The sequence below is a fragment of the Variovorax sp. GW821-FHT10C12 genome (assembly GCF_059415405.1).
Map to the genome: position 1 here is coordinate 143,655 of NZ_JBWKNE010000005.1, position 20,539 is coordinate 164,193.

19 protein-coding genes are annotated in these 20,539 nt (G+C 69.4%); 8 read left to right on the forward strand and 11 right to left on the reverse strand.

The features are described 5' to 3' along the window. Nucleotides 1-2 precede the first annotated feature (2 nt). From AC07OH_RS22025 to AC07OH_RS22050, 6 genes are all read right to left on the reverse strand, one after another. A complete protein-coding gene (locus AC07OH_RS22025; protein ID WP_062472741.1) occupies nt 3-224 on the reverse strand; it encodes a hypothetical protein in 222 nt (73 codons plus the stop codon). A 55-nt stretch (nt 225-279) separates the two neighbouring features. Beyond that, complete coding sequence (locus AC07OH_RS22030) at nt 280-963, reverse strand: ABC-type transport auxiliary lipoprotein family protein (RefSeq protein ID WP_495302115.1); 684 nt, start codon at nt 961-963, stop codon at nt 280-282. Between the two features lie 22 nt (nt 964-985). Continuing rightward, nucleotides 986-1,942: an MlaD family protein gene (locus AC07OH_RS22035; RefSeq protein ID WP_495302116.1), complete on the reverse strand. Its 957-nt coding sequence runs from the start codon at nt 1,940-1,942 to the stop codon at nt 986-988. Nucleotides 1,943-1,950: 8 nt separating this feature from the next. After that, the gene (locus AC07OH_RS22040) at nt 1,951-2,805 is read right to left on the reverse strand and encodes an ABC transporter ATP-binding protein (RefSeq protein WP_495302117.1); all 855 of its coding nucleotides are present in this window, start codon (nt 2,803-2,805) and stop codon (nt 1,951-1,953) included. After that, the gene (locus tag AC07OH_RS22045) at nt 2,802-3,974 is read right to left on the reverse strand and encodes an MlaE family ABC transporter permease (protein ID WP_495302118.1); all 1,173 of its coding nucleotides are present in this window, start codon (nt 3,972-3,974) and stop codon (nt 2,802-2,804) included. Before AC07OH_RS22045 ends, AC07OH_RS22040 begins: the two co-directional genes overlap by 4 nt. A gap of 133 nt (nt 3,975-4,107) precedes the next feature. Further along, nucleotides 4,108-5,016, reverse strand: a complete 909-nt coding sequence (locus AC07OH_RS22050; RefSeq protein WP_495302119.1) for a LysR family transcriptional regulator — start codon at nt 5,014-5,016, stop codon at nt 4,108-4,110. Between the two features lie 86 nt (nt 5,017-5,102). Here AC07OH_RS22050 and AC07OH_RS22055 point away from each other — a divergent pair, with 86 nt between their 5' ends. Both AC07OH_RS22055 and AC07OH_RS22060 read left to right on the forward strand, forming a co-directional pair. Beyond that, nucleotides 5,103-6,620 (forward strand): CoA-acylating methylmalonate-semialdehyde dehydrogenase, encoded by a 1,518-nt coding sequence (locus AC07OH_RS22055; RefSeq protein ID WP_495302120.1) that lies wholly within the window; start codon nt 5,103-5,105, stop codon nt 6,618-6,620. Between the two features lie 66 nt (nt 6,621-6,686). Continuing rightward, the gene (locus tag AC07OH_RS22060) at nt 6,687-8,321 is read left to right on the forward strand and encodes a GMC family oxidoreductase (RefSeq protein WP_495302121.1); all 1,635 of its coding nucleotides are present in this window, start codon (nt 6,687-6,689) and stop codon (nt 8,319-8,321) included. A gap of 6 nt (nt 8,322-8,327) precedes the next feature. On the opposite strand, the gene tetR is transcribed toward AC07OH_RS22060, so the two are convergent. Continuing rightward, a complete protein-coding gene (gene tetR / locus AC07OH_RS22065; protein WP_495302122.1) occupies nt 8,328-8,972 on the reverse strand; it encodes a tetracycline resistance transcriptional repressor TetR in 645 nt (214 codons plus the stop codon). 77 nt (nt 8,973-9,049) lie between these two features. On the opposite strand from tetR, the gene tet reads away from it, so the two are divergent. Next, nucleotides 9,050-10,276, forward strand: coding sequence for a Tet(A)/Tet(B)/Tet(C) family tetracycline efflux MFS transporter (tet, locus tag AC07OH_RS22070; RefSeq protein WP_495302123.1), 1,227 nt, complete (start codon nt 9,050-9,052; stop codon nt 10,274-10,276). On the opposite strand, the gene AC07OH_RS22075 is transcribed toward tet, so the two are convergent. Beyond that, complete coding sequence (locus tag AC07OH_RS22075) at nt 10,273-10,548, reverse strand: GIY-YIG nuclease family protein (RefSeq protein WP_489060200.1); 276 nt, start codon at nt 10,546-10,548, stop codon at nt 10,273-10,275. The two genes, tet and AC07OH_RS22075, sit on opposite strands and share 4 nt — an antisense overlap. A gap of 181 nt (nt 10,549-10,729) precedes the next feature. On the opposite strand from AC07OH_RS22075, the gene amaB reads away from it, so the two are divergent. The 4 genes from amaB to AC07OH_RS22095 all read left to right on the forward strand — a co-directional run bounded on the left by amaB (nt 10,730) and on the right by AC07OH_RS22095 (nt 16,218). Continuing rightward, nucleotides 10,730-12,268 carry an L-piperidine-6-carboxylate dehydrogenase gene (gene amaB / locus AC07OH_RS22080; RefSeq protein ID WP_495302124.1) on the forward strand — a complete coding sequence of 513 codons (1,539 nt, stop codon included), beginning with the start codon at nt 10,730-10,732 and terminating at the stop codon, nt 12,266-12,268. Between the two features lie 100 nt (nt 12,269-12,368). Beyond that, complete coding sequence (locus AC07OH_RS22085) at nt 12,369-13,277, forward strand: amino acid ABC transporter substrate-binding protein (RefSeq protein ID WP_447740294.1); 909 nt, start codon at nt 12,369-12,371, stop codon at nt 13,275-13,277. Continuing rightward, nucleotides 13,274-14,491: a pyridoxal phosphate-dependent aminotransferase gene (locus AC07OH_RS22090; protein ID WP_495302125.1), complete on the forward strand. Its 1,218-nt coding sequence runs from the start codon at nt 13,274-13,276 to the stop codon at nt 14,489-14,491. Before AC07OH_RS22085 ends, AC07OH_RS22090 begins: the two co-directional genes overlap by 4 nt. A gap of 29 nt (nt 14,492-14,520) precedes the next feature. After that, on the forward strand, nt 14,521-16,218 hold the full coding sequence (locus tag AC07OH_RS22095; RefSeq protein ID WP_495302126.1) for a thiamine pyrophosphate-binding protein: 1,698 nt from the start codon (nt 14,521-14,523) through the stop codon (nt 16,216-16,218). Nucleotides 16,219-16,225: 7 nt separating this feature from the next. Here AC07OH_RS22095 and AC07OH_RS22100 read toward each other — a convergent pair whose 3' ends face one another. Together AC07OH_RS22100 and AC07OH_RS22105 are read right to left on the reverse strand one after the other, a co-directional pair. Further along, complete coding sequence (locus AC07OH_RS22100; protein ID WP_082818034.1) at nt 16,226-16,528, reverse strand: hypothetical protein; 303 nt, start codon at nt 16,526-16,528, stop codon at nt 16,226-16,228. Nucleotides 16,529-16,549: 21 nt separating this feature from the next. Further along, nucleotides 16,550-17,788 (reverse strand): ammonium transporter, encoded by a 1,239-nt coding sequence (locus AC07OH_RS22105; RefSeq protein ID WP_495302127.1) that lies wholly within the window; start codon nt 17,786-17,788, stop codon nt 16,550-16,552. A 420-nt stretch (nt 17,789-18,208) separates the two neighbouring features. Here AC07OH_RS22105 and AC07OH_RS22110 point away from each other — a divergent pair, with 420 nt between their 5' ends. After that, nucleotides 18,209-18,967, forward strand: coding sequence for a sulfite exporter TauE/SafE family protein (locus tag AC07OH_RS22110; RefSeq protein ID WP_487848825.1), 759 nt, complete (start codon nt 18,209-18,211; stop codon nt 18,965-18,967). Nucleotides 18,968-19,016: 49 nt separating this feature from the next. Here AC07OH_RS22110 and AC07OH_RS22115 read toward each other — a convergent pair whose 3' ends face one another. Further along, the gene (locus tag AC07OH_RS22115) at nt 19,017-20,528 is read right to left on the reverse strand and encodes a tripartite tricarboxylate transporter permease (protein WP_062472774.1); all 1,512 of its coding nucleotides are present in this window, start codon (nt 20,526-20,528) and stop codon (nt 19,017-19,019) included. Nucleotides 20,529-20,539: the final 11 nt, after the last annotated feature.

Consider the following 20,539-nt stretch of genomic DNA (forward strand, 5'->3'; position numbering starts at 1 on the left):
GCTCAGCCCTTCTTGCCACCCAGCAGCACCAGCGCGCCGCCCACCACGATCGCCGCCACGCCGGCCCAGGCCGGGATGTTGACGGTCTGCTTTTCCTTCACCGAGAACTCCAGCGGGCCCAGCTTGGCCTGATGCGTTTCCTTGGTGAAGCTGAAGCCGCCCAGGCCGAGCCCGGCGATGCCGGCCACGACCAGCAGGATGCCGACGATGCGCGTTGCGTTCATGGGACGGGTCTCCTCAGGGTTGGTTGGAAGGAAGAGAGAGCAAGTCGCCGGCCGTTCAGCGCCGTGGCGCCGCCGCACGCGGCTGCGGCGGGTCTTGCTGCTGCAGCTGGTCGACCCATTGCACGACCTCGGCCATGGCCGCGTCGCTCGCCGCGACCAGCGCCTTCACGCCGCCGGGCGCATCGGCGCTGGCGGCGGGGCGGCGCACGGTGAAGGTCCGCTGGCCCATCACGCGATCGCCGCCGGTGGCGGTGCGGACCAGCGTGGCGCGCAGGCGCACCAGGCCCGTGCTGCTGGCGGGCGCGTCGAAGTAGTGGCTGAACTCGTCGAGCGAAATGCGCAGCGTGTCGGGCACGATGCCTTCGGTGCGCGCGAGCGTCGCGCTTTCTTCAGGGCCGAGCACGGTGCGGCGCTCGGCCAGCGTGTCGCGCAGCCGCTGGCGCAGCAGCTGCGCGGGCGGCAGGCTCCAGCGCGACTGGCCGTAGGGGCGCAGCTCGTTGGCGTCGGCGTAGCCCATGCGGTAGAGGATCTGCGTGCCGTCCAGGCGCGCGTTGCTGTCGAACTCCGCGAGGGACAGCGCCGGCAGCGCGGTCGTCGGCGCTGCTGCAGGTGCGGTGGCTGAGAGGCCGGGGCCGAAGTCGTACAGCGTGGCGCGTGCCGGCTTGTCGGGCAGCATGCCGCAGCCGGCGACCAGCAGCACACAGCCGAGGCTGGCGAGGGCGAGGAGGGTGTTCTTCATGCGCATGGTGTTCTGCTCCCGGTCAGTGGCGTGCGGCGGGCGCAACGAAGCCGGGCTCGCCCGGGCCCGCGGCCGCGCCGCCGTTGCCGAACAGCAGCGATTGCGGGTTGTCGTTGATGCTGTCGGCCGCGCGGCCCAGGCGGCGCACCGCGTGGGCGGTGTCGTCGGCCACGCGGTTCACGCGCGGCAGGGTGGCGGCATTGAACGAATCGACGGCCTGCGCCAGCGCCTTGGTGCCCTCGCCCAGGCGCTCGACCGGGCCGTCGGGTGCGTTGAGCTTGCCCACGGTGGTGTTGAAGTTGTTGGCCACGCGCGAGACGTCGCCGGCCGCTTTCTTCACTGTCGTCAGCGTCTCGGGCATGGCGGCCAGCGTCGGGTTCAGGCCGGTCTTCACGGTGTTGTCGAGCTGCTTGATCAGCGCGTTGGCACTGGCCGAGGCGGCTGCGATGTTCTCCAGCGCGTCGGCCACGCGCTTCTGGTTGGCGTCGGCCAGCAGCGCGTTGGCGCGCTTGGTCACTTCTTCCACCTGGTCGATGATTTCCTCGCCGCGGTCCTGCAGCTTCGCGAGCATCGAGGGCTTGAGCGGAATGCGCGGCGGGTTGTTGTTGTCGGGCTTGAGCGCGACGGTCGATTCGCCCTCGTCGTCCAGTGCAATGAAGGCCAGGCCGGTCACGCCCTGGTAGCTCAGCGTGGCAAAGCTGGAGGTGGTGAGCGGCACGCGCTCGTCGACCGTGATGCGCACGCGCACGTTGCCTTTGGTCTTGGGGTCGAAGTCGATCGAGGTCACCTTGCCGACCGAGATGCCGCGGTAGCGCACCTGGGCCTGCGGCTGCAGGCCGCTCACGGCGTCGCGGGTGGAGAGTTCGTACACGTTGCGCACGGTGTTGTCGCGCGTGAACCAGACCACCAGCGCGACGAGCGCGGCGATCAGGCCGAGCACGAAGGCGCCGGCGGCGAGGGCGTGGGCCTTGTTTTCCATGAGGGGACCTACCTTTCTTCAGCGCGCGCGGCCTCGGGCCGCGGCGCGGATGGTTGTGTGCCGGCGGCGGGCTTGTCGTGCAGCGCCTCCAGGGCGCGCTGGCCGCGCCCGCCGAGAAAGTATTCGTGGATGAAGGGATGCGGATAGGCGATGACTTCGCGCGCCGTGCCGCTCACGATCACCTTCTGGTCGGCCAGCACCGCGATGCGGGTGCTCAGGTCGAACAGGGTGTCCAGGTCGTGCGTGACCATCACGACCGTCAGGCCCAGCTCGCGGTGCAGGCCGCGCAGCAGGTCGCAGAAACTGTCCGACGCTTCGGGGTCGAGGCCGGCCGTGGGCTCGTCGAGCAGCAGCAGCGGCGGGTCCATGATGAGCGCGCGCGCCAGCGCCACGCGCTTGATCATGCCGCCCGACAGGTCCGATGGGCTCTTGTTCGCATGCTGCGGCTCCAGTCCCACCATCTGCAGCTTCACGAGCGCGGCATGGCGGATCAGCTCGTCGGGCAGCAGCTTGAGTTCGCGCAGCGGAAAGGCGATGTTCTCCAGCACGCTGAAAGCCGAGAACAGCGCGCCGTGCTGGAACAGCATGCCCACGTTGGCCGCGCCGGCCGCGCTGAGTTCGCCCGGCGCCCGGCCCAGCACCTCGACCGCGCCCTTCGTGGGCTTTTGCAGCCCGAGGATCTGGCGCAGCAGCACCGTCTTGCCGGTGCCCGAGCCGCCGACCAGCGACAGCACCTCGCCGCGGTCGAGGTGCAGGTCGAGGTCGCGGTGCACCACCTGCTCGCCATCGGGGCTCTTGAACACGGTCCAGAGCTTGCGGATGTCGACCACGGTGTTCGACGGGGACGTCACGGCGGCGTTCATCCGCGGAATCCTATGCCCTTGAACAGGACGGCGAACAGCGCATCGACCAGGATCACCGCAGTGATCGAGGTCACGACCGACGACGTGGTGCCGCGCCCCAGGCTCTCGGTGTTGGGCTTGACCTTCATGCCGAAGTAGCAGCCGATCAGCGCGATCAGCACGCCGAACACCGCCGACTTGGCCAGCGCCAGCCAGAGGTTGGCGATGGGCACCGCGCGTGGCAGGGCCGACAGGAAATACGCCGGCGAAATGCCGAGTGCGGCGTCGGCCGCGAGCATGCCGCCGGCCAGCGCCGCCATCGAGGTCCACAGGCTGATCAGCGGCATCGCGATGGCCAGCGCCAGCACGCGCGGCATCACGAGACGGAAGCCGTGCGGGATGCCCATCACGCGCATCGCGTCGAGTTCTTCGGTGACGCGCATCACGCCGATCTGCGCCGTGATCGCCGAGCCCGAGCGGCCCGCGATCAGCACGGCGGCCAGCACCGGCCCGAGTTCGCGGATCAGCGACAGCCCGAGGATGTTCACCACGAAGGTCTCGGCGCCGTACTGGCGCAGTTGCTGCGAGATCAGGTAGGCCAGCACCACGCCGATCAAGAGACCGACCAGCGCCGTGATGTGCAGCGCCGTGGCGCCGAACTGATAGAGATGGCCCGAGAAGTCGCGCCACGGCCCGCGGTGCGGTGCGCGCGCCAGCGTGCACAGGTCGAGCGCGAGCTGGCCGATCAGGCCGACAAAGTCGCGCAGCACGACCATCGCGCGCGGGCCGTTGTGGGCGAGTTCGCGCAAGCGGTCGCTCAGCGATCTGGGCGGCTCGTCGGGTGTGGCCACCGTGAACTTCGCCACATGGTCGAGCACCGCCTGCTGCTGCGGCGCCAGCTCGAGCGTGGCCGGCCAGCCGTGGCCCCAGTGGTCCCACAGCAGCTGCGCGCCGATGTGGTCGAGCTGGCCGATGGGGCGCAGGTCCCAGGCCCGGTCGTCCGCGGGCGGCAGGGCCGCGAGGTCTGCGGCCAAGGCGTCCCAGGCCTGCCGCGACGACATCGCCAGCGTGGTCCAGCAACCGCTGGCCACGGCCCAGCTGCGACCGTCCACGTCCTGCGTTCGCGCGCGCGGCGGCGCAGAGGCGTCGTCGATGGCGGAGGCGTCAGCGGGCGACGGGTTGGAAGGCATGGGCAGGCGTGCGGAACAGAACGTAAACAAAGGTTCAGGTGAGAGGGCGCATCGTAACCGCGTGCATCCGGGGCTTGTGTGCGTCTGGCCCTTCGTTTGCGTAGGGCCAGACGCCGTTTTTTTCAGGAACCCTTCAGCTCCAGGCGCGGGCCAGCGCGTTCCATGCGCTGGCGATCACGGGCTCGTCGCGCCGCGCGGCCAGCGAGACGAAACGCAGCGCGCAATCGAGCCGCACACGGTCGGCCAGCACGAGGCCGTGGGCCTGGCTTTCGCGGATCGCGATCGAGTCGCGCACCAGGCTCAGGCCGACGCCCGACTTCAGCAGGTCGAGCATCGAGGCTTCCTGGTCAACCAGCGCCACGCGCCGGGGCGCCAGGCCGAGCGGGCCGAACACACGTTCCAGCAAACGGTGGTGCGCGGACTCGGGCGGCGTGGCGAGCCAGGGCAGGGCGGCCAGCGCCTTCCAGTCGCGCCCGAGCACCTGCGGGCCCCAGCCGGCCGGCGCGACCACGCGGTAGCTGAAGCGGGTGAGCGTGCGCACCGCCAGCGGCGCCGGCGCGGCGGCGTCGGGTTCGTCGCCGGCGTCGAGGTGAAAGCCCACGTCGAGCTCGCCGCGCAGCACCTGCGCCAGCACGCTGCCGCTCATGCCGTGGCGCAGCTCGGTCTCGATCTGCGGCGCGGCCTCGACCAGCTCGCGCAGGAACACACCGAGCCGCGTGAACTCCGGGTCGAGGATGGTGCCGATGCGCAGCGCCCCGCGCACCGTGACCTGCAGGTTGCGCGCGGCCTGCTGCAGGTCGCCCACGGCCGCCAGCACGCGCTCGGCCTGCGGCAGCATCGCCGCGCCGTCGGCCGTGAGCGCCAGCCCGTGCGGCGTGCGGGTGAACAGCACCAGCCCGGTTTCTTCCGCGAAACGCTTGAGCTGCAGGCTCACCGCGGGCTGCGTGAGGTGCAGCTTTTCGGCGGCGCGCGAGACGTTGCCCTCGCGCGCCGCCAGGATGAAGGCGCGCAGAATCTGGAGGTCCATCGATGACGTAGTCATATAAGACTGATTTATAGCGCCATCGACGCGAATTCATTGGCTTTCTCTTCGTGGATTGGGCCAAATTGCCTTCAGGAGACCCGCACATGTCCATCAGCACCCGAAATATCGACCACCACATCGCCGGCGCCCCCGCCGCCAACACCTCCGGCCGCACGCAGGACGTGACCAACCCCGCCACCGGCGCCGTCACCGGCAAGGTCGGCCTGGCCGACGCCGCCCAGGTGGCCGCCGCCGTGGCCGCCGCGCAGGCCGCGTTCCCGGCCTGGGCCGACACACCGCCCATTCGCCGGGCGCGCGTGATGTTCAAGTTCCTGGAGCTGCTCAACCAGCACAAGGACGAGCTCGCCCACCTCATCACCGCCGAGCACGGCAAGGTCTTCACCGACGCGCAGGGCGAGGTGAGCCGCGGCATCGACATCGTCGAGTTCGCCTGCGGCATTCCGCAGCTGCTCAAGGGCGACTTCACCGACCAGGTGAGCACCGGCATCGACAACTGGACGCTGCGCCAGCCGTTGGGCGTGGTCGCCGGCATCACGCCTTTCAACTTCCCGGTGATGGTGCCGATGTGGATGTTCCCGGTGGCCATCGCCGCGGGCAACACCTTCGTGCTCAAGCCCAGCCCGACCGACCCGAGCGCGTCGCTGCTGATGGCCGAGCTGCTCAAGAAGGCCGGCCTGCCCGACGGCGTGTTCAACGTGGTGCAGGGCGACAAGGCCGCGGTCGACGCGCTGCTGGAGCACCCCGATGTCAAGGCGATCAGCTTCGTCGGCTCCACGCCCATCGCCAACTACATCTACGAAACCGGTGCCCGCCACGGCAAGCGCGTGCAGGCGCTGGGCGGCGCGAAGAACCACATGGTCGTCATGCCTGACGCCGACATCGACCAGGCCGTGGACGCCCTCATCGGCGCCGGCTACGGCTCGGCCGGCGAGCGCTGCATGGCGATCAGCGTCGCGGTGCTGGTGGGCGACGTGGCCGACCGGCTGCTGCCCAAGCTCATCGAGCGCACGAAGACGCTGAAGGTGCTCGATGGCGAGAACCTCGCGGCCGAGATGGGCCCGATCGTCACGCGCGCCGCGCACGAGCGCATCACCGGCTACATCGCGCAGGGCGAGAAGGAAGGCGCGAAGCTGCTGGTCGACGGCCGCCAGTTCGACGGCAACAAGGCCGGCGAAGGCTGTGGCGACGGCTTCTGGATGGGCGGCACGCTGTTCGACCACGTCACGCCCGAGATGCGCATCTACAAGGAAGAGATCTTCGGCCCCGTGCTGGGCTGCCTGCGCGTCGCGACCTTCAAGGAAGCCGTCGACCTCATCAACGCGCACGAGTTCGGCAACGGCGTGAGCTGCTTCACGCGCGACGGCAACGTGGCGCGCGAGTTCGGCCGCCGCATCCTGGTCGGCATGGTCGGCATCAACGTGCCGATCCCGGTGCCGATGGCCTGGCACGGCTTCGGCGGCTGGAAGAAGAGCCTGTTCGGCGACATGCACGCGTATGGCGAAGAGGGCGTGCGCTTCTATACGAAGCAGAAGTCGATCATGCAGCGCTGGCCGGAGAGCATCGGCAAGGGCGCCGAGTTCGTGATGCCGACGGCGAAGTAAAAAGGGGCGCCGCACGCGCGGCGCTGCTTCCATCCGAAGAACAACGAGAGACACAAGCCAGCCGCCATGAGCGACACCACCTTCGACTACATCATCATCGGCGCCGGCACCGCCGGCTCGCTCATCGCCAACCGCCTGAGCGCCGACAAGACCAAGCGCGTGCTGCTCATCGAGGCCGGCCGCAAGGACGACTACCACTGGATCCACATTCCGGTGGGCTACCTGTACTGCATCGGCAACCCGCGCACCGACTGGCTCTACAACACCGAGCCCGACGCGGGCCTCAACGGCCGCACGCTGCGCTATCCGCGTGGCAAGACGCTGGGCGGCTGCTCGAGCATCAACGGCATGATCTACATGCGCGGCCAGTCGCGCGACTACGAACACTGGGCTGAACTCACGGGCGACGAAGGCTGGCGCTGGGAGAACGTGCTGCCGGCCTTTCGCAAGCACGAAGACTTCTACCTCGGCGCCGACGAGATGCACGGCGCGGGCGGCGAATGGCGTGTCGAGAAACAGCGGCTGCGCTGGGACATCCTCGACGCCTTTGCCGACGCGGCCGTGCAGGCCGGCGTGCCGCACACCGCCGACTTCAACCGCGGCAGCAACGAAGGCGTGGGCTACTTCCAGGTCAACCAGAAGAACGGCTGGCGCTGGAACACCGCCAAGGCCTTCCTGCGGCCCACCTGCTACGGCCGCCCCAACTTCGAGCTGTGGACCGGCGCGCAGGTGTCGCGCCTGCTGTTCGAGACGCTGCCCGACGGCACCAAACGCTGCACCGGTGCGCAGGTGTGGGACGGCTCCGAGATGACCACGGCGCACGCCGAGTGCGAAGTGATCCTGAGCGCGGGCGCCATCGGCTCGCCGCAGATCCTGCAGCTGTCGGGTGTCGGCCCGGCCGATCTGCTGCGCCAGCACGGCATCGACGTGGCGCTCGATGCACCCGGCGTCGGCGCCAACCTGCAGGACCATCTGCAGATCCGCGCGGTCTACAAGATCGAGGGCGCGCCCACGCTCAACGTGCTGGCCTCGTCGCTGGTCGGCAAGGCGAAGATCGGCCTCGAATACCTGCTCAAGCGCAGCGGCCCGATGAGCATGGCGCCGTCGCAGCTCGGCGCCTTCACGCGCAGCTCGCCCGACCGCGCGTGGCCCAACATCCAGTACCACGTGCAGCCGCTGTCGCTCGACGCCTTCGGCGAGCCGCTGCACAGCTTTCCGGCCTTCACCGCGAGCGTGTGCAACCTGAACCCGACGAGCCGGGGCTCGGTGCGAATCAAGAGCGCGCGTTTCGAAGACGCGCCCGCCATCGCGCCCAACTACCTGAGCACCGAGGAAGACCGCAAGGTCGCGGCCGATTCGCTGCGCGTGACGCGCCGCATCGCGCAGCAGCCCGCGCTCGCGAAGTACAAGCCGCAGGAGTGGAAACCCGGCGTGCAGTACCAGACCGACGAAGACCTCGCGCGGCTGGCCGGCGACATCGCCACGACCATCTTCCATCCGGTCGGCACCACCAAGATGGGCGCCGACGGCGACCCGATGGCGGTGCTCGATGCGCGCTTGCGCGTGCGCGGCGTGCGCGGCCTGCGCGTGGTCGATGCGGGCGCGATGCCCACCATCACCAGCGGCAACACCAACAGTCCGACGCTGATGATGGCGGAGAAGGCGGCGGGCTGGATTCTGGAAGACAACCGCAACCTCTGAGGCGGCTCAGCGGCGCGGCTTGGCGCCGCGCTGGGTGTCCGCCGCCAGGCGCGCCTTCGCGCCTTCGAGCATGAGGTCCACGCCGACCTCGAACATCGCATCGGGGCCGGCCTTGCGGTAGCTGGCGAAGGCCTCGGCCAGCAGCGGGCGCGAGGCTGCGGCGGCATCGAGCGCCTGCTGCCGGATTTCCGCATCGGGCGGTGCCGCCTGTTCCTCCAGCACGCAGCCCACGGTGTAGCGGCCCAGCGCGATCAGCAACGCCATCGCCTGCGTGGCCGGCAGGCCCCGGCTGACCACGGCGGCCAGCTGGGCCTCCACCATCTCGAGGTCGCCCGGGTCGGGCTCGGAGCCGGCATGCAGGCGCGCGCCGTCGCGCCGCGCCAGCAGCGCGCGCCGGAAGCTGCGCGCGTTCTCGCGCAGGAAGGTCTCCCACGACTCGCCCTCCAGCGGCAGCCGGCGGTCGTGCGCGCGGCGCAGGATCTCGCGGTTCATCGCGTCGAGCAGCGCGCGCTTGTTCTTGAAATGCCAGTACAGCGCAGGCTGCTGCACGCCGAGCCGCTCGGCCAGCAGCCGGGTGCTGAGCTTGTCCATGCCGACCTCGTCGAGCAGCGCGAGCGCGGCTTCGAGGATCACTTCACTGTCCAGTTTCATGTCGGTGTGCGTGCCCGGAGTCGGGCGAATGAGGGGTGCTTCACAGCCTGGAATTTATCGCTGATAATTCCTTATCAATGATAAATTCTGATCTTTCTTCTCCGTCCGCCGTCGCGGGCGGGCGCCACGCGCAGGCGGTGATCCTCGCGATCGTCACGCTCGACGCCGTCGGCATCAGCCTGGTCATGCCCATCGTGCCGGGCCTGCTGCGCGAGGTCGGCCACACCGGCGACCTCGGCTGGCGCTTCGGCGCTTTTCTGTCGCTCTACGCGCTGATGCAGTTCCTGTGCGCGCCCGTGCTCGGCGCGCTGAGCGACCGCTTCGGCCGCCGGCCGGTGCTGCTGGTGTCGGTGGCGGGCGCGGCGATCGATGCGCTCTTCATGGCCTTCGCGCCCTCGCTGTGGATGCTGTTCGTGGGCCGCGCCATCGCAGGCATGACGGGCGCGAACATGGCGGTGGCCTCGGCGGCCATCGCCGACCTCACGCCCGAGCACCAGCGCGCGCGCTGGTTCGGCCGCATGGGCGCCTGCTTCGGGCTGGGCTTCATCGCCGGGCCGGCCATCGGCGGCGTGCTCGGCGACCACGGCGTGCGGCTGCCCTTCGTGGCCGCCGCGGTGCTCAACGGCATCACGTTCCTGGTTGGCCTGCTGGTGCTGCGCGAGTCGCGCCCGCCGGCGCTCGCGGCCCGGCCCTTCGACCGCGGCGTGCTGCATCCGCTGGCGCCGCTGCGCTGGGCCGCGGGCATTCCTGCGCTGCTGCCGATCCTGGGCGTGTTCGGGGTGCTCGTGATGGTGGGCGAGGTCGCCGGCACGACCTGGGTGCTCTACGGCGAGGACCGCTTCGCCTGGAACGCCACCACGGTCGGCCTGTCGCTCGCCTGCTTCGGCCTGCTGCATGCGCTGGTGCAGGGCTTCGTGGCGGGACCGGTGGTCGAGCGCTGGGGCGAGCGCGCGGCGATCGCCCTCGGCACGCTCGCCGACTGCACGGCCTACGCACTGATCGCCTTCGCCACGCAGGGCTGGATGGCGCTCGCGCTGCTGCCGCTGCTGTGCATGGGCGGCATCGGCCAGCCCGCACTGCAGGCGACGCTCTCGCGGCGCGTGGGCGAGGCCGAGCAGGGGCGGCTGCAGGGCGTGCTCGCGAGCCTCTCCAGCCTGGCCTCGGTGGTCGGGCCGCTGGTGATCAGCTCGGTCTACTTTGCGTTTCGCACGCGCTTTCCGGGCATCGTGTGGCTGGCCGGCGCCGTGCTTTATCTGTTGTGCCTGCCGGTGATGCTGCGCAGGTCGCCCGCGGCGGGGGGCTAGCTCTCGAAGAACGCCAGCTTGCGCGCGCGAGGCAGCGCCTTGAGCGCGATCTCCGCCCGCAGCGCGGCGCCCTTGTCGGGGTACTGGCGCGCCGCCAGCACGCGCTGCGGCGGACGCGCGCGCGTGAACTTGGCACCCAGCCCGAAGACATGCTGGAAGAAGCGCTGCTCCACGTCGAGCGCGATGCCCGCGTAGTACACGCCGCCTTCGCATTCCAGCAGGTAGAGCCAATAGGGTCGGGGCGGCGAGGGATCGGGCGGTTTTCGGGGCACGTGCGCATTGTGCGGGTGGGCGTTTGTCGTGCGTTGAAGGAAGGTGTTGTCACGGAGTTCATTCGCAAAACGCACCAAGTCCTTCCAATTTTTCGCTAGGCAAGGGCGCGGGTTTCGCACATATTGGCCCGTTCCTGCTGTCGCATTTCTTCTTCTGTCCTTCCTTCTCCCTGGAGCGTCCATGCCAGAAGCCCAGACCCCCGTGTCCCTCCCCGCCGAGGTCGACCAACTGCTGCATCGCCTGGGCGTGCCCCGCACCGCCCACACCGGCGGCGACCTCACGGTGCGCTCGCCGGTCAGCGGCGAGGTGATCGCGCAGGTGCCGCAGACCACGGCCGTGGAAGCCTCCGGCGCCATCGGCCGTGCGCACGAGGCCTTCAAGGCCTGGCGCCTGGTGCCGGCACCACGCCGTGGCGAACTGGTGCGCCTGCTGGGCGAAGAGCTGCGCGCCGCCAAGCGCGACCTGGGCCGCCTCGTCACGCTGGAGGCCGGCAAGATCCCGTCCGAAGGCGCGGGCGAGGTGCAGGAAATGATCGACATCTGCGACTTCGCGGTCGGCCTCTCGCGCCAGCTCTACGGCCTCACGCTGGCCACCGAACGCGCCGAGCACCGGATGATGGAAACCTGGCACCCGCTGGGCGTGTGCGGCGTGATCTCGGCCTTCAACTTTCCGGTGGCCGTGTGGTCGTGGAATGCGGCGCTCGCGTTGGTGTGCGGCGACCCGGTGGTGTGGAAGCCGTCCGAGAAGACGCCGCTCACCGCGTTGGCCGTGCACGCCATCGCGCAGCGCGCCATCGAGCGTTTCGGCGACGCGCCCGAAGGCCTGCTCGGCCTGCTGCTGGGCCGGCGCGACATCGGCGAAGTGCTGGTCGACGACCCCCGCGTGCCGATCCTCTCGGCCACCGGCTCCACGGCCATGGGCCGGCAGGTCGGACCGAAGCTGGCGGCCCGCTTTGCCCGCGCCATCCTCGAACTGGGCGGCAACAACGCCGCCATCGTCACGCCCTCGGCCGACCTGGACCTCACGCTGCGTGGCATCGCCTTCGCGGCCATGGGCACGGCGGGCCAGCGCTGCACCACGCTGCGGCGCCTGTTCGTGCACGAGAGCGTGTACGACCAGCTGGTGCCCCAGCTCGTGAAGGTCTATGGCAACGTGCAGGTGGGCGACCCGCGCGAGGCTGGCACGCTGGTCGGTCCGCTGATCGACCGCGCGGCCTTCGACGGCATGCAGAAGGCCCTGAACGAAAGCCGCGAGACCGGCGCCACGGTGCACGGCGGGCAGCGCGTCGAGGGCATCGGCACGCCGGACGCGTTCTATGTGCGCCCGGCGTTGGTGGAGCTGACGTCGCACGCCGGCCCGGTGCTGCGCGAGACCTTCGCGCCCATCCTCTATGTGGTGCGCTACCGCACGTTCGACGAAGCCATCGAATGGCACAACGCGGTGGGCGCGGGCCTGTCGTCGTCGATCTTCACGCTCAATGTGCGCGAGGCCGAGCGCTTCATGTCCAGCGCAGGTTCGGACTGCGGCATCGCCAACGTCAACATCGGCCCGAGCGGTGCCGAGATCGGCGGCGCCTTCGGTGGCGAGAAGGAAACCGGCGGCGGGCGCGAAGCGGGCTCGGACAGCTGGAAGGCCTACATGCGCCGCGCCACCAACACCATCAACTACTCGACGGCATTGCCCTTGGCTCAAGGCGTGACCTTCGACATCGGCGACTGAACAACCCCGGCCCGTGGTGCCTGCCGCGCGGCGTTTCGCCGCAGCGGCCAGGCAGCGGCCGTACCTATCCCCCCAGAAAAACCACCAGGAGACAGCAAAGATGAAGATGCAACTGAAGACCCTCGCCACCGCCGCGCTGCTTGCGCTCGCCTTCGGCACCACCGCCACCGCGCAGCAGGCGCCCACGGGCGGCACGCTCGACAAGATCAAGGCGAGCGGCAAGGTCGTGCTCGGCGTGCGCGAAGCCTCGCCGCCCATGGCCTACATGCTGGGCGCGGGCGAGAAGTACGTGGGCTACCACGTCGAACTCTGCGAGCGCGTGCTCAAGGACATCACGCCCAACGCCAAGCTCGAGTACATGGCCGTGACCGCGCAGAACACCATCCCGCTGGTGCAGAACGGCACGCTGGACATCGGCTGCGGCCCCACCACCAACAACACCGCGCGCCAGCAGCAGGTGGCCTTCGCGCTCACCACGTACGTGAGCGAAGTGCGCATGGCGACCAAGGTCGACTCGGGCATCACCACGCTCGACCAGCTCGCGGGCCGCAACGTGTCGGCCTCGACCGGCACCACCGCCGTGCAGCTGCTGCGCAAGCGCGAGCGCGCACAGAACGTCTCGTACAACACCATGCTCGGCAAGGACCACCTGGAGAGCTTCCTGCTCATGGAGTCGGGCCGCGCCGACGCCTTCGTGCTCGACGACAACCTGCTCGCCGGCATCATCGCGAACTCGAAGAACCCGACGGCCTACCGCATCACCGGCGAGGCGCTGGGCTCCGAGCCGATCGCGCTGCTGTTCCGCAAGGACGACCCGGCCTTCAAGGCCGCGGTGGACGATTCGCTGCGCAAGCTCATGAAGAGCGGCGAGCTCGAGAAGATCTACACCAAGTGGTTCGTGGCCGCGATCCCGCCGAAGAACACCAGCCTCAACCTGCCGATGAGCCCCGCGCTCAAGCAGCTGATCCTCGAACCCAACGACAAGCCGCTGGAGACCTACGCCAAGTGACAGACGCCGCCGTGTTCTCGCCGGCGCAACGCGTGCGCGCCATCAATGTCTCGGAGATCCTGCGCATCACCGACCACGCGCAGGCGCTCAAGCGCGCCGGCCGCCCGGTGATCGTGCTGGGCGCGGGCGAGCCCGACTTCGACACGCCCGAGAACATCCGGCATGCCGCCTCGCAGGCCATTGCGCGCGGCGACACGCGCTATACGGTGCTCGACGGCAGCCCGGCGATGAAGGCGGCCGTGCAGCTGAAGTTCAAGCGCGACAACGCGCTGGACTTCGCGCTCGACGAGATCAGCGTGAGCGCGGGCGCCAAGCAGGTGATCTTCAACGCGCTGATGGCGAGCCTGAACCCGGGCGACGAAGTGATCCTGCCGGCGCCGTACTGGACTTCGTATGCGGACATCGTGCAGATCTGCGGCGGCGTGCCGGTGTCGGTCGCGTGCGGGGAGGAGAACGGCTTTCGGCTGACGGCGGCGCAGCTGCAGGCGGCCATCTCGCCGCGCACGCGCTGGCTCTTTCTCAACTCGCCGTCGAACCCGAGCGGTGCGGCCTACAGCGCGGCACAACTCAAGCCGATCACCGATGTGCTGCTCGACCACCCCCACGTCTGGGTGCTGGCGGACGACATCTACGAGCACATCCTCTATGACGGCCTCGCGTTCGCAACGCCGGTGGCCGTGGAGCCTCGGCTGCGCGAACGCACGTTGACGGTGAACGGCGTGTCGAAGGCTTATGCGATGACCGGTTGGCGCGTCGGCTACGGCGCGGGACCGCGCCCGCTCATCGCGGCGATGGCCGTGGTGCAGAGCCAGTCGACCTCGTGCCCGTCGTCCGTGAGCCAGGCCGCGGCGATCGAGGCGCTCACCGGCCCGCAGGGCATCGTGGCCGAGCGCTGCGCATCCTTTCAACAGCGCCGCGATGCCGTCGTGGCCGCGCTCAACCGCACGCCAGGCCTGCACTGCCGCGTGCCCGAGGGCGCCTTCTACACCTTCGCAAGCTGCGCCGGCGTGCTCGGCAAGCGCACCGCCGCCGGCGCGCTGCTGCAGACCGACAGCGACTTCTGCCGCTACCTGCTGCAGGATTTCGAGGTGGCGGTGGTGCCGGGCAGCGTGTTCGGGCTCGCGCCGTATTTCCGCATCTCGTATGCGACGTCGATGGCGCAGCTGGAAGAGGCGTGTGCGCGCATCGCCGCCGCCTGCGCCGCGCTCTCCTGACCTCTCCTCTTCATTCCACTGGAACCCTCATGACTTCCTCCCGCACCGGCGGCCAGATCCTGGTCGACCAGCTCATCACCCACGGCGTCAAGCAGCTCTTCTGCGTGCCCGGCGAAAGCTTCCTGGCCGTGCTCGACGCGCTGCACGACGCATCGATCGACGTGACGGTGTGCCGGCAGGAAGGCGGCGCGGCAATGATGGCCGAGGCGCAGGGCAAGCTCACGGGCCAGCCCAGCATCTGCTTCGTCACGCGCGGCCCCGGCGCCACCAACGCGGCGGCGGGCGTGCACATCGCGCACCAGGATTCGACGCCGTTGCTGCTGTTCGTCGGCCAGGTCGCGCGCGACGCGATGGGCCGCGAAGCCTTCCAGGAGCTGGACTACGGCGCGGTCTTCGGCACGATGGCCAAGTGGGTCGTGCAGATCGACGATCCGGCGCGCGTGCCCGAGCTGGTGTCGCGCGCCTTCCATGTCGCGACCTCGGGCCGGCCCGGTCCCGTGGTGATCGCGCTGCCCGAAGACATGCTCACCGAAGCCGCCGTGGTGGCCGATGCGCTGCCTTATTCGGTGACCGAGACTTACCCCGGCCCGGCGCAACTGGCCGAGCTGCAGCTGCGCCTGTCGCAGGCGCAGCGGCCGGTCGTCATCCTGGGCGGCAGCCGCTGGTCGGAAGCCGCGACGCAGCAGTTCGCGCAGTTCGCCGAGGCGTATTCGCTGCCCGTGTACTGCTCGTTCCGCCGCCAGATGCTGATGTCCGCCGAGCACCCCTGCTACGCGGGCGACCTGGGGCTCGGCGCGAATCCGCGCATGCTGGCGCGCATCCGCGATGCGGACCTCGTGCTGCTGGTGGGCGGGCGCTTGTCGGAAGTGCCGTCGCAGGGCTATGAGCTGTTCGCGATCCCGCAGCCGAAGCAGGCGCTGGTGCATGTGCACGCCGATGCCGACGAGCTCGGCAAGCTCTACCGCCCGACGCAGGGCATCCACGCCACGCCGCAGGCGTTCGCCGAAGCGGTGTCCGCGCTGCGTCCGGCGTCACCGCCCGTGTGGCAGGCCGAGACGAAGACCGCGCGCGAAGACTTCCTGCGCTGGAGCGATCCGGCCGCGGTCCGCATCCCCGGCCCGCTGCAGATGGGCGAGGTCATGCAGCATCTGCGCGAGGTGCTGCCGGCCGACACCATCTTCTGCAACGGCGCGGGCAACTTCGCGACCTGGGTGCACCGCTTCTGGCCGTTCCGCGCGTTCGCGAGCCAGCTCGCGCCGACCAGCGGCTCGATGGGCTACGGCCTGCCGGCCGGCGTCGGCGCCAAGCGGCTGTGGCCCGAACGCGAGGTGGTCGTGTTCGCGGGCGACGGCGATTTCATGATGCACGGCCAGGAGTTCGCCACTGCCGTGCAGTACGGCCTGCCGATCCTCGTGGTGCTGCTGGACAACGGCATGTACGGCACGATCCGCATGCACCAGGAAAAGCACTACCCCGGCCGCATCAGCGCCACGCAGTTGAAGAACCCCGACTTCCGCGGCTATGCCGAGGTGTTCGGCGGCCACGGCGAGCGCGTGACCACGACGGAAGAATTCGGCCCCGCACTGGCGCGTGCGCGTGCCAGCGGCAAGCCGGCGATCCTGCATTGCCTGCTGGACCCGGAGGCGATCACGCCCGCGAGCACGCTGGCGTCGATCCGCAAGGCGGCGCTGGCGTCGATCCGCAAGGCGGCGCTGGCGGCGAACTGAAGCGTCGTCAGCGCAGCCCGCCGACATAGCGCGGCGGCGGCGTGGGTGGCAGGCCGTCGGGCTGGCGCGCCGCCAAGCGCGCGGCGCGGGCCAGCGGTTCCATGGCCTGCTCCAGCCGCGTGGCGAGCTGGTCGAGTTCGTCGTCCTTCGTCTCGGCGGCGTGCTGGCGCGTCATGCGCACGATCTCGGCGGCGTACTCGGCGTTGGTGGCCATCCATTCGGTGTCGGTCACGCGTCCGTGCTTGCGCCGCAGCGCCACGTGAAGGCGGGCAGCGAGGGCGATGCGTTCGCTTTCGGACATGGAGGGCATGGCGGGGTCTCCGTCGTTGGGTCAGGCTCCCAGGTGTTCTCTGTGTTGAGCAAGATCGAGGCCCACGAGTTCGCTCTCGGGGTCGACGCGCAATCCGACCAGCACATGCACGAGGAACAAGACGATGGCCGTGCCCGCCGCGCTGTAGATCGCCACGCTGGCGACCGCGATGGCCTGCGTCAGCACACTGCCCGTCGCGCCCGAGATGCGCGGGTCGGCGAACACGCCCGTGAGCAGCGCGCCCACGATGCCGCCGATGCCGTGCACGCCGAACACGTCGAGCGAGTCGTCCGCACCGAGCAGGTGCTTCAGGCCCGTGGCGCCCCAGTAGCAGGCCAGCCCGGCGATGGCGCCGATGGCCAGCGCCGACAGCGGCGTGACGAAGCCGGCCGCCGGCGTGATCGCCACCAGCCCGGCCACGAGGCCGGAGCACAGGCCCAAGAGCGAGGGGCTGCGGCGCACGATCCATTCGCCGACCATCCAGCTCATGGCGCCGGCCGCCGCGGCGATGTGCGTGACCAGCATGGCCAGGCCGGCGCGTCCGTCGGCCGCCACCGCCGAGCCGGCATTGAAGCCGAACCAGCCCACCCACAGCAGGCCCGCGCCCGTCATGGTGAGCGCCAGGCTGTAGGGCTCGAAGGCCTCACGCCCGTAGCCCCGGCGCGGCCCGAGCGCATAGGCGCACACCAGCCCCGCGATGCCCGCGTTGATGTGCACCACCGAGCCGCCCGCGAAGTCGAGCGCACCCATCTGCGCGAGCCAGCCGCCCGGCTCCCACACCCAGTGCGCCACGGGTGCGTACACGAGCACGCTCCACAGCAGCGCGAACCACAGCAGCGCCGAGAAGCGCATGCGCTCGACAAAGGCGCCGAGCACCAGCGCGGTGGTGATGATCGCGAAGCTCAGCTGGAACATGGCGTAGACCGATTCCGGCACGTTCGGCGCCACGTGGCTCACGGCCACCTGGCCGGCCTCCTTCAGGTACTCGAAGCCCGAGAAGCCGATGCGCGAGAGCTTGCCCAGCCAGGGCCAGCCGGGCGTGAAGGCCAGCGAGTAGCCGAGCGCGAACCAGGTCAGCGAGACCACCGCGGCGATCGCCACCACCCCGGCCATGGTGGCCAGCACGTTCTTGCGCCGCACCATGCCGGCATAGAAGAGCGCGATGCCGGGCAGCGTCATCAGCAGCACCAGCGCAGTCGAGGTCATCATCCAGGCGGTGTCGGCCGCGTTCAGGGAGGCTTGGGGTGCCAGCAGGGCCATGACCGTTTCTTCTTGGAGTGGTGGACAAGAGGCCTGTGTGCACGAGTCATGCCATCTTGTTAACTGCCTGAAACACTTTGGTTTCCCAACCGGGGGGTCGAAGTAACACGAAGCGGGTAATTCCTAATGCACCGGGCGGGTGCGCGCTTGCACAATCTGCGCACTCGCGACGGGCCCTGCTCGTACTGCCGAGGGTCCGAGGAGACAAGCTTCTGATCGATCAACAAGAACATTCTTCAAAGGCTCCGTACGAGATGCCTGTCTGATATTTGAAAAGCGCCGCTGGTCGGCGCTTTTTTTTTGCCCGTTCGCAGCGCAAACGCGGGCGCTTTCTTCCAAGCCAAACAAGCCTCCTGGCCAGCCGGTACCGGCCACCACAGCTATCGTTTCGATAGCGATTCCGGTGAGACAATCGCCCGCATGGAAATGCTGGTGGTCACGGGCGCCTCACTGCTCGCGGGTTTTATCGATGCGATCGTGGGCGGCGGCGGGTTGATCCTGGTGCCGGCCCTCTTTGCGGTGTTTCCGGGCGCGCCGCCCGCCACGCTGCTGGGCACCAACAAGAGCGCGTCCATCTGGGGCACCGCGGCCTCGGCGGCCCAGTTCAGCCAGCGGGTGCAGATGCGCTGGAGCGCCATGTGGCCGGCCGCGCTGCTGGGCTTCGGCGGCTCGATGCTCGGCGCCTGGACCGTCACGGTCTTTCCGGGCGACTTCCTGCGCCGGGCACTGCCGGTCATCCTGCTGGGCGTGCTGATCTACACGCTGGCGCGCAAGGACATGGGCCGGCTGCACGCGCCGCGCTTCAGCGGCCGTGCCGAGACGCTGGCGGCCAGCACCATCGGCCTGACCATCGGTTTCTACGACGGCTTCTTCGGGCCGGGCACGGGCAGCTTCCTGGTGTTTTTGTTCGTGCGCTGGATGGGCTACGACTTCCTCAACGCCTCGGCCTCGGCCAAGGTCATCAACACGCTGACCAACGCCGCCGCGCTGATCCTGCTGGCCGCCAAGGGCCACGTCTGGTGGCACTACGGGCTGGTGATGGCCGTGGCCAATGTGGCCGGCAGCCTGGTCGGTACGCGCGTGGCGCTGAAGCACGGCGCGGGCTTCGTGCGGATCGTGTTCATCGTGGTGGTGAGTGCGCTGATCCTGAAGACGGCTTACGACGCGTTCCTGAAATAAAAAAAGCCCCTGGCGCGAGGCCAGGGGCTTTTTTCGGGGGCACCGAGGATCAATCTTCGACGAATGCTTCTTCGCGTTTCGCCTTGATCGCCGGCAGCAGCACGATGGCCAGCAGCAGCGCCGCGGCGATCAGCAGGCCCGCCGACAGCGGCCGCGTCACGAACACGCTCCACGCGCCGCGCGACAGCAGCAGCGCGCGCCGCAGGTTTTCTTCCATCATCGGCCCGAGGATGAAGCCCAGCAGCAGCGGGGCCGGCTCGGTGCGCAGCTTCAGGAACAGGTAGCCGATGAAGCCGAAGATCGCCACCATCCACACGTCGAAGGTGTTGTTGTTGGTCGAGTACACGCCGATCGCGCAGAACAGCACGATGGCGGGGAACAGGAACTTGTAGGGCACCGTCAGCAGCTTGATCCACATGCCGATCAGCGGCAGGTTCAGGATGATCAGCATCGCGTTGCCGATCCACATCGAGGCGATCAGGCCCCAGAACAGCTCGGGGTTGCTGGTCATCACCTGCGGACCGGGCTGGATGTTGTGGATCGTCATCGCGCCCACCATCAGCGCCATCACGGCGTTGGGCGGGATGCCCAGCGTCAGCAGCGGGATGAAGGAGGTCTGCGCGCCGGCGTTGTTGGCCGACTCGGGCGAGGCCACGCCGCGGATGTTGCCCTTGCCGAAGGGCACTTCGCCCGGGCGCATCTTGATCTTCTTCTCCAGCGCGTAGGCCGCAAAGGCCGCCAGCAGCGCACCGCCGCCGGGCAGGATGCCCAGGGCCGAACCCAGCGCCGTGCCGCGCAGCACGGCGGGCGTCATGCGCTTGAAGTCGTCCTTGGTGGGCCACAGGCCCTTCACCTTGTGCGTGAACACCTCGCGCTCGTCATCGGGCTGCGAGAGGTTGCCGATGATTTCGCCGTAGCCGAACACGCCCATGGCGATCACCACGAAGCCGATGCCGTCGGTGAGCTCGGGGATGTCGAAGCTGAAGCGCGCGACGCCCGAGTTCACGTCGGTGCCCACGATGCCCAGCAGCAGGCCCAGCACGATCATCGCCACCGCCTTGAGCAGCGAGCCCGAGGCCAGCACCACCGCACCGATCAGGCCCAGCACCATCAGCGAGAAATACTCGGCCGGGCCGAACTTGAAGGCCAGCTCGGTCAGCGGGGGCGCGAAGGCGGCCAGGATCAGCGTGCCGACGCAGCCCGCGAAGAACGAGCCCAGGCCGGCCGCGGCCAGCGCGGGGCCTGCGCGGCCCTGCCTTGCCATCTGGTAGCCGTCGATACAGGTGACCACCGAGGACGACTCCCCGGGCAGGTTCACCAGGATGGCCGTGGTCGAGCCGCCGTACTGGGCGCCGTAGTAGATGCCGGCCAGCATGATCAGCGCCGACACGGGCGGCAGCGCGTACGTGGCGGGCAGCAGCATCGCGATCGTCGCGACCGGGCCGATGCCCGGCAGCACGCCGATCAGCGTGCCCAGGATGCAGCCGACCAGGCAGTACAGCAGGTTGGTGAAGGTGAAGGCGACGCCGAAGCCGGTCGCCAGGTTGTGGAAGAGTTCCATGGCGGTGTGCT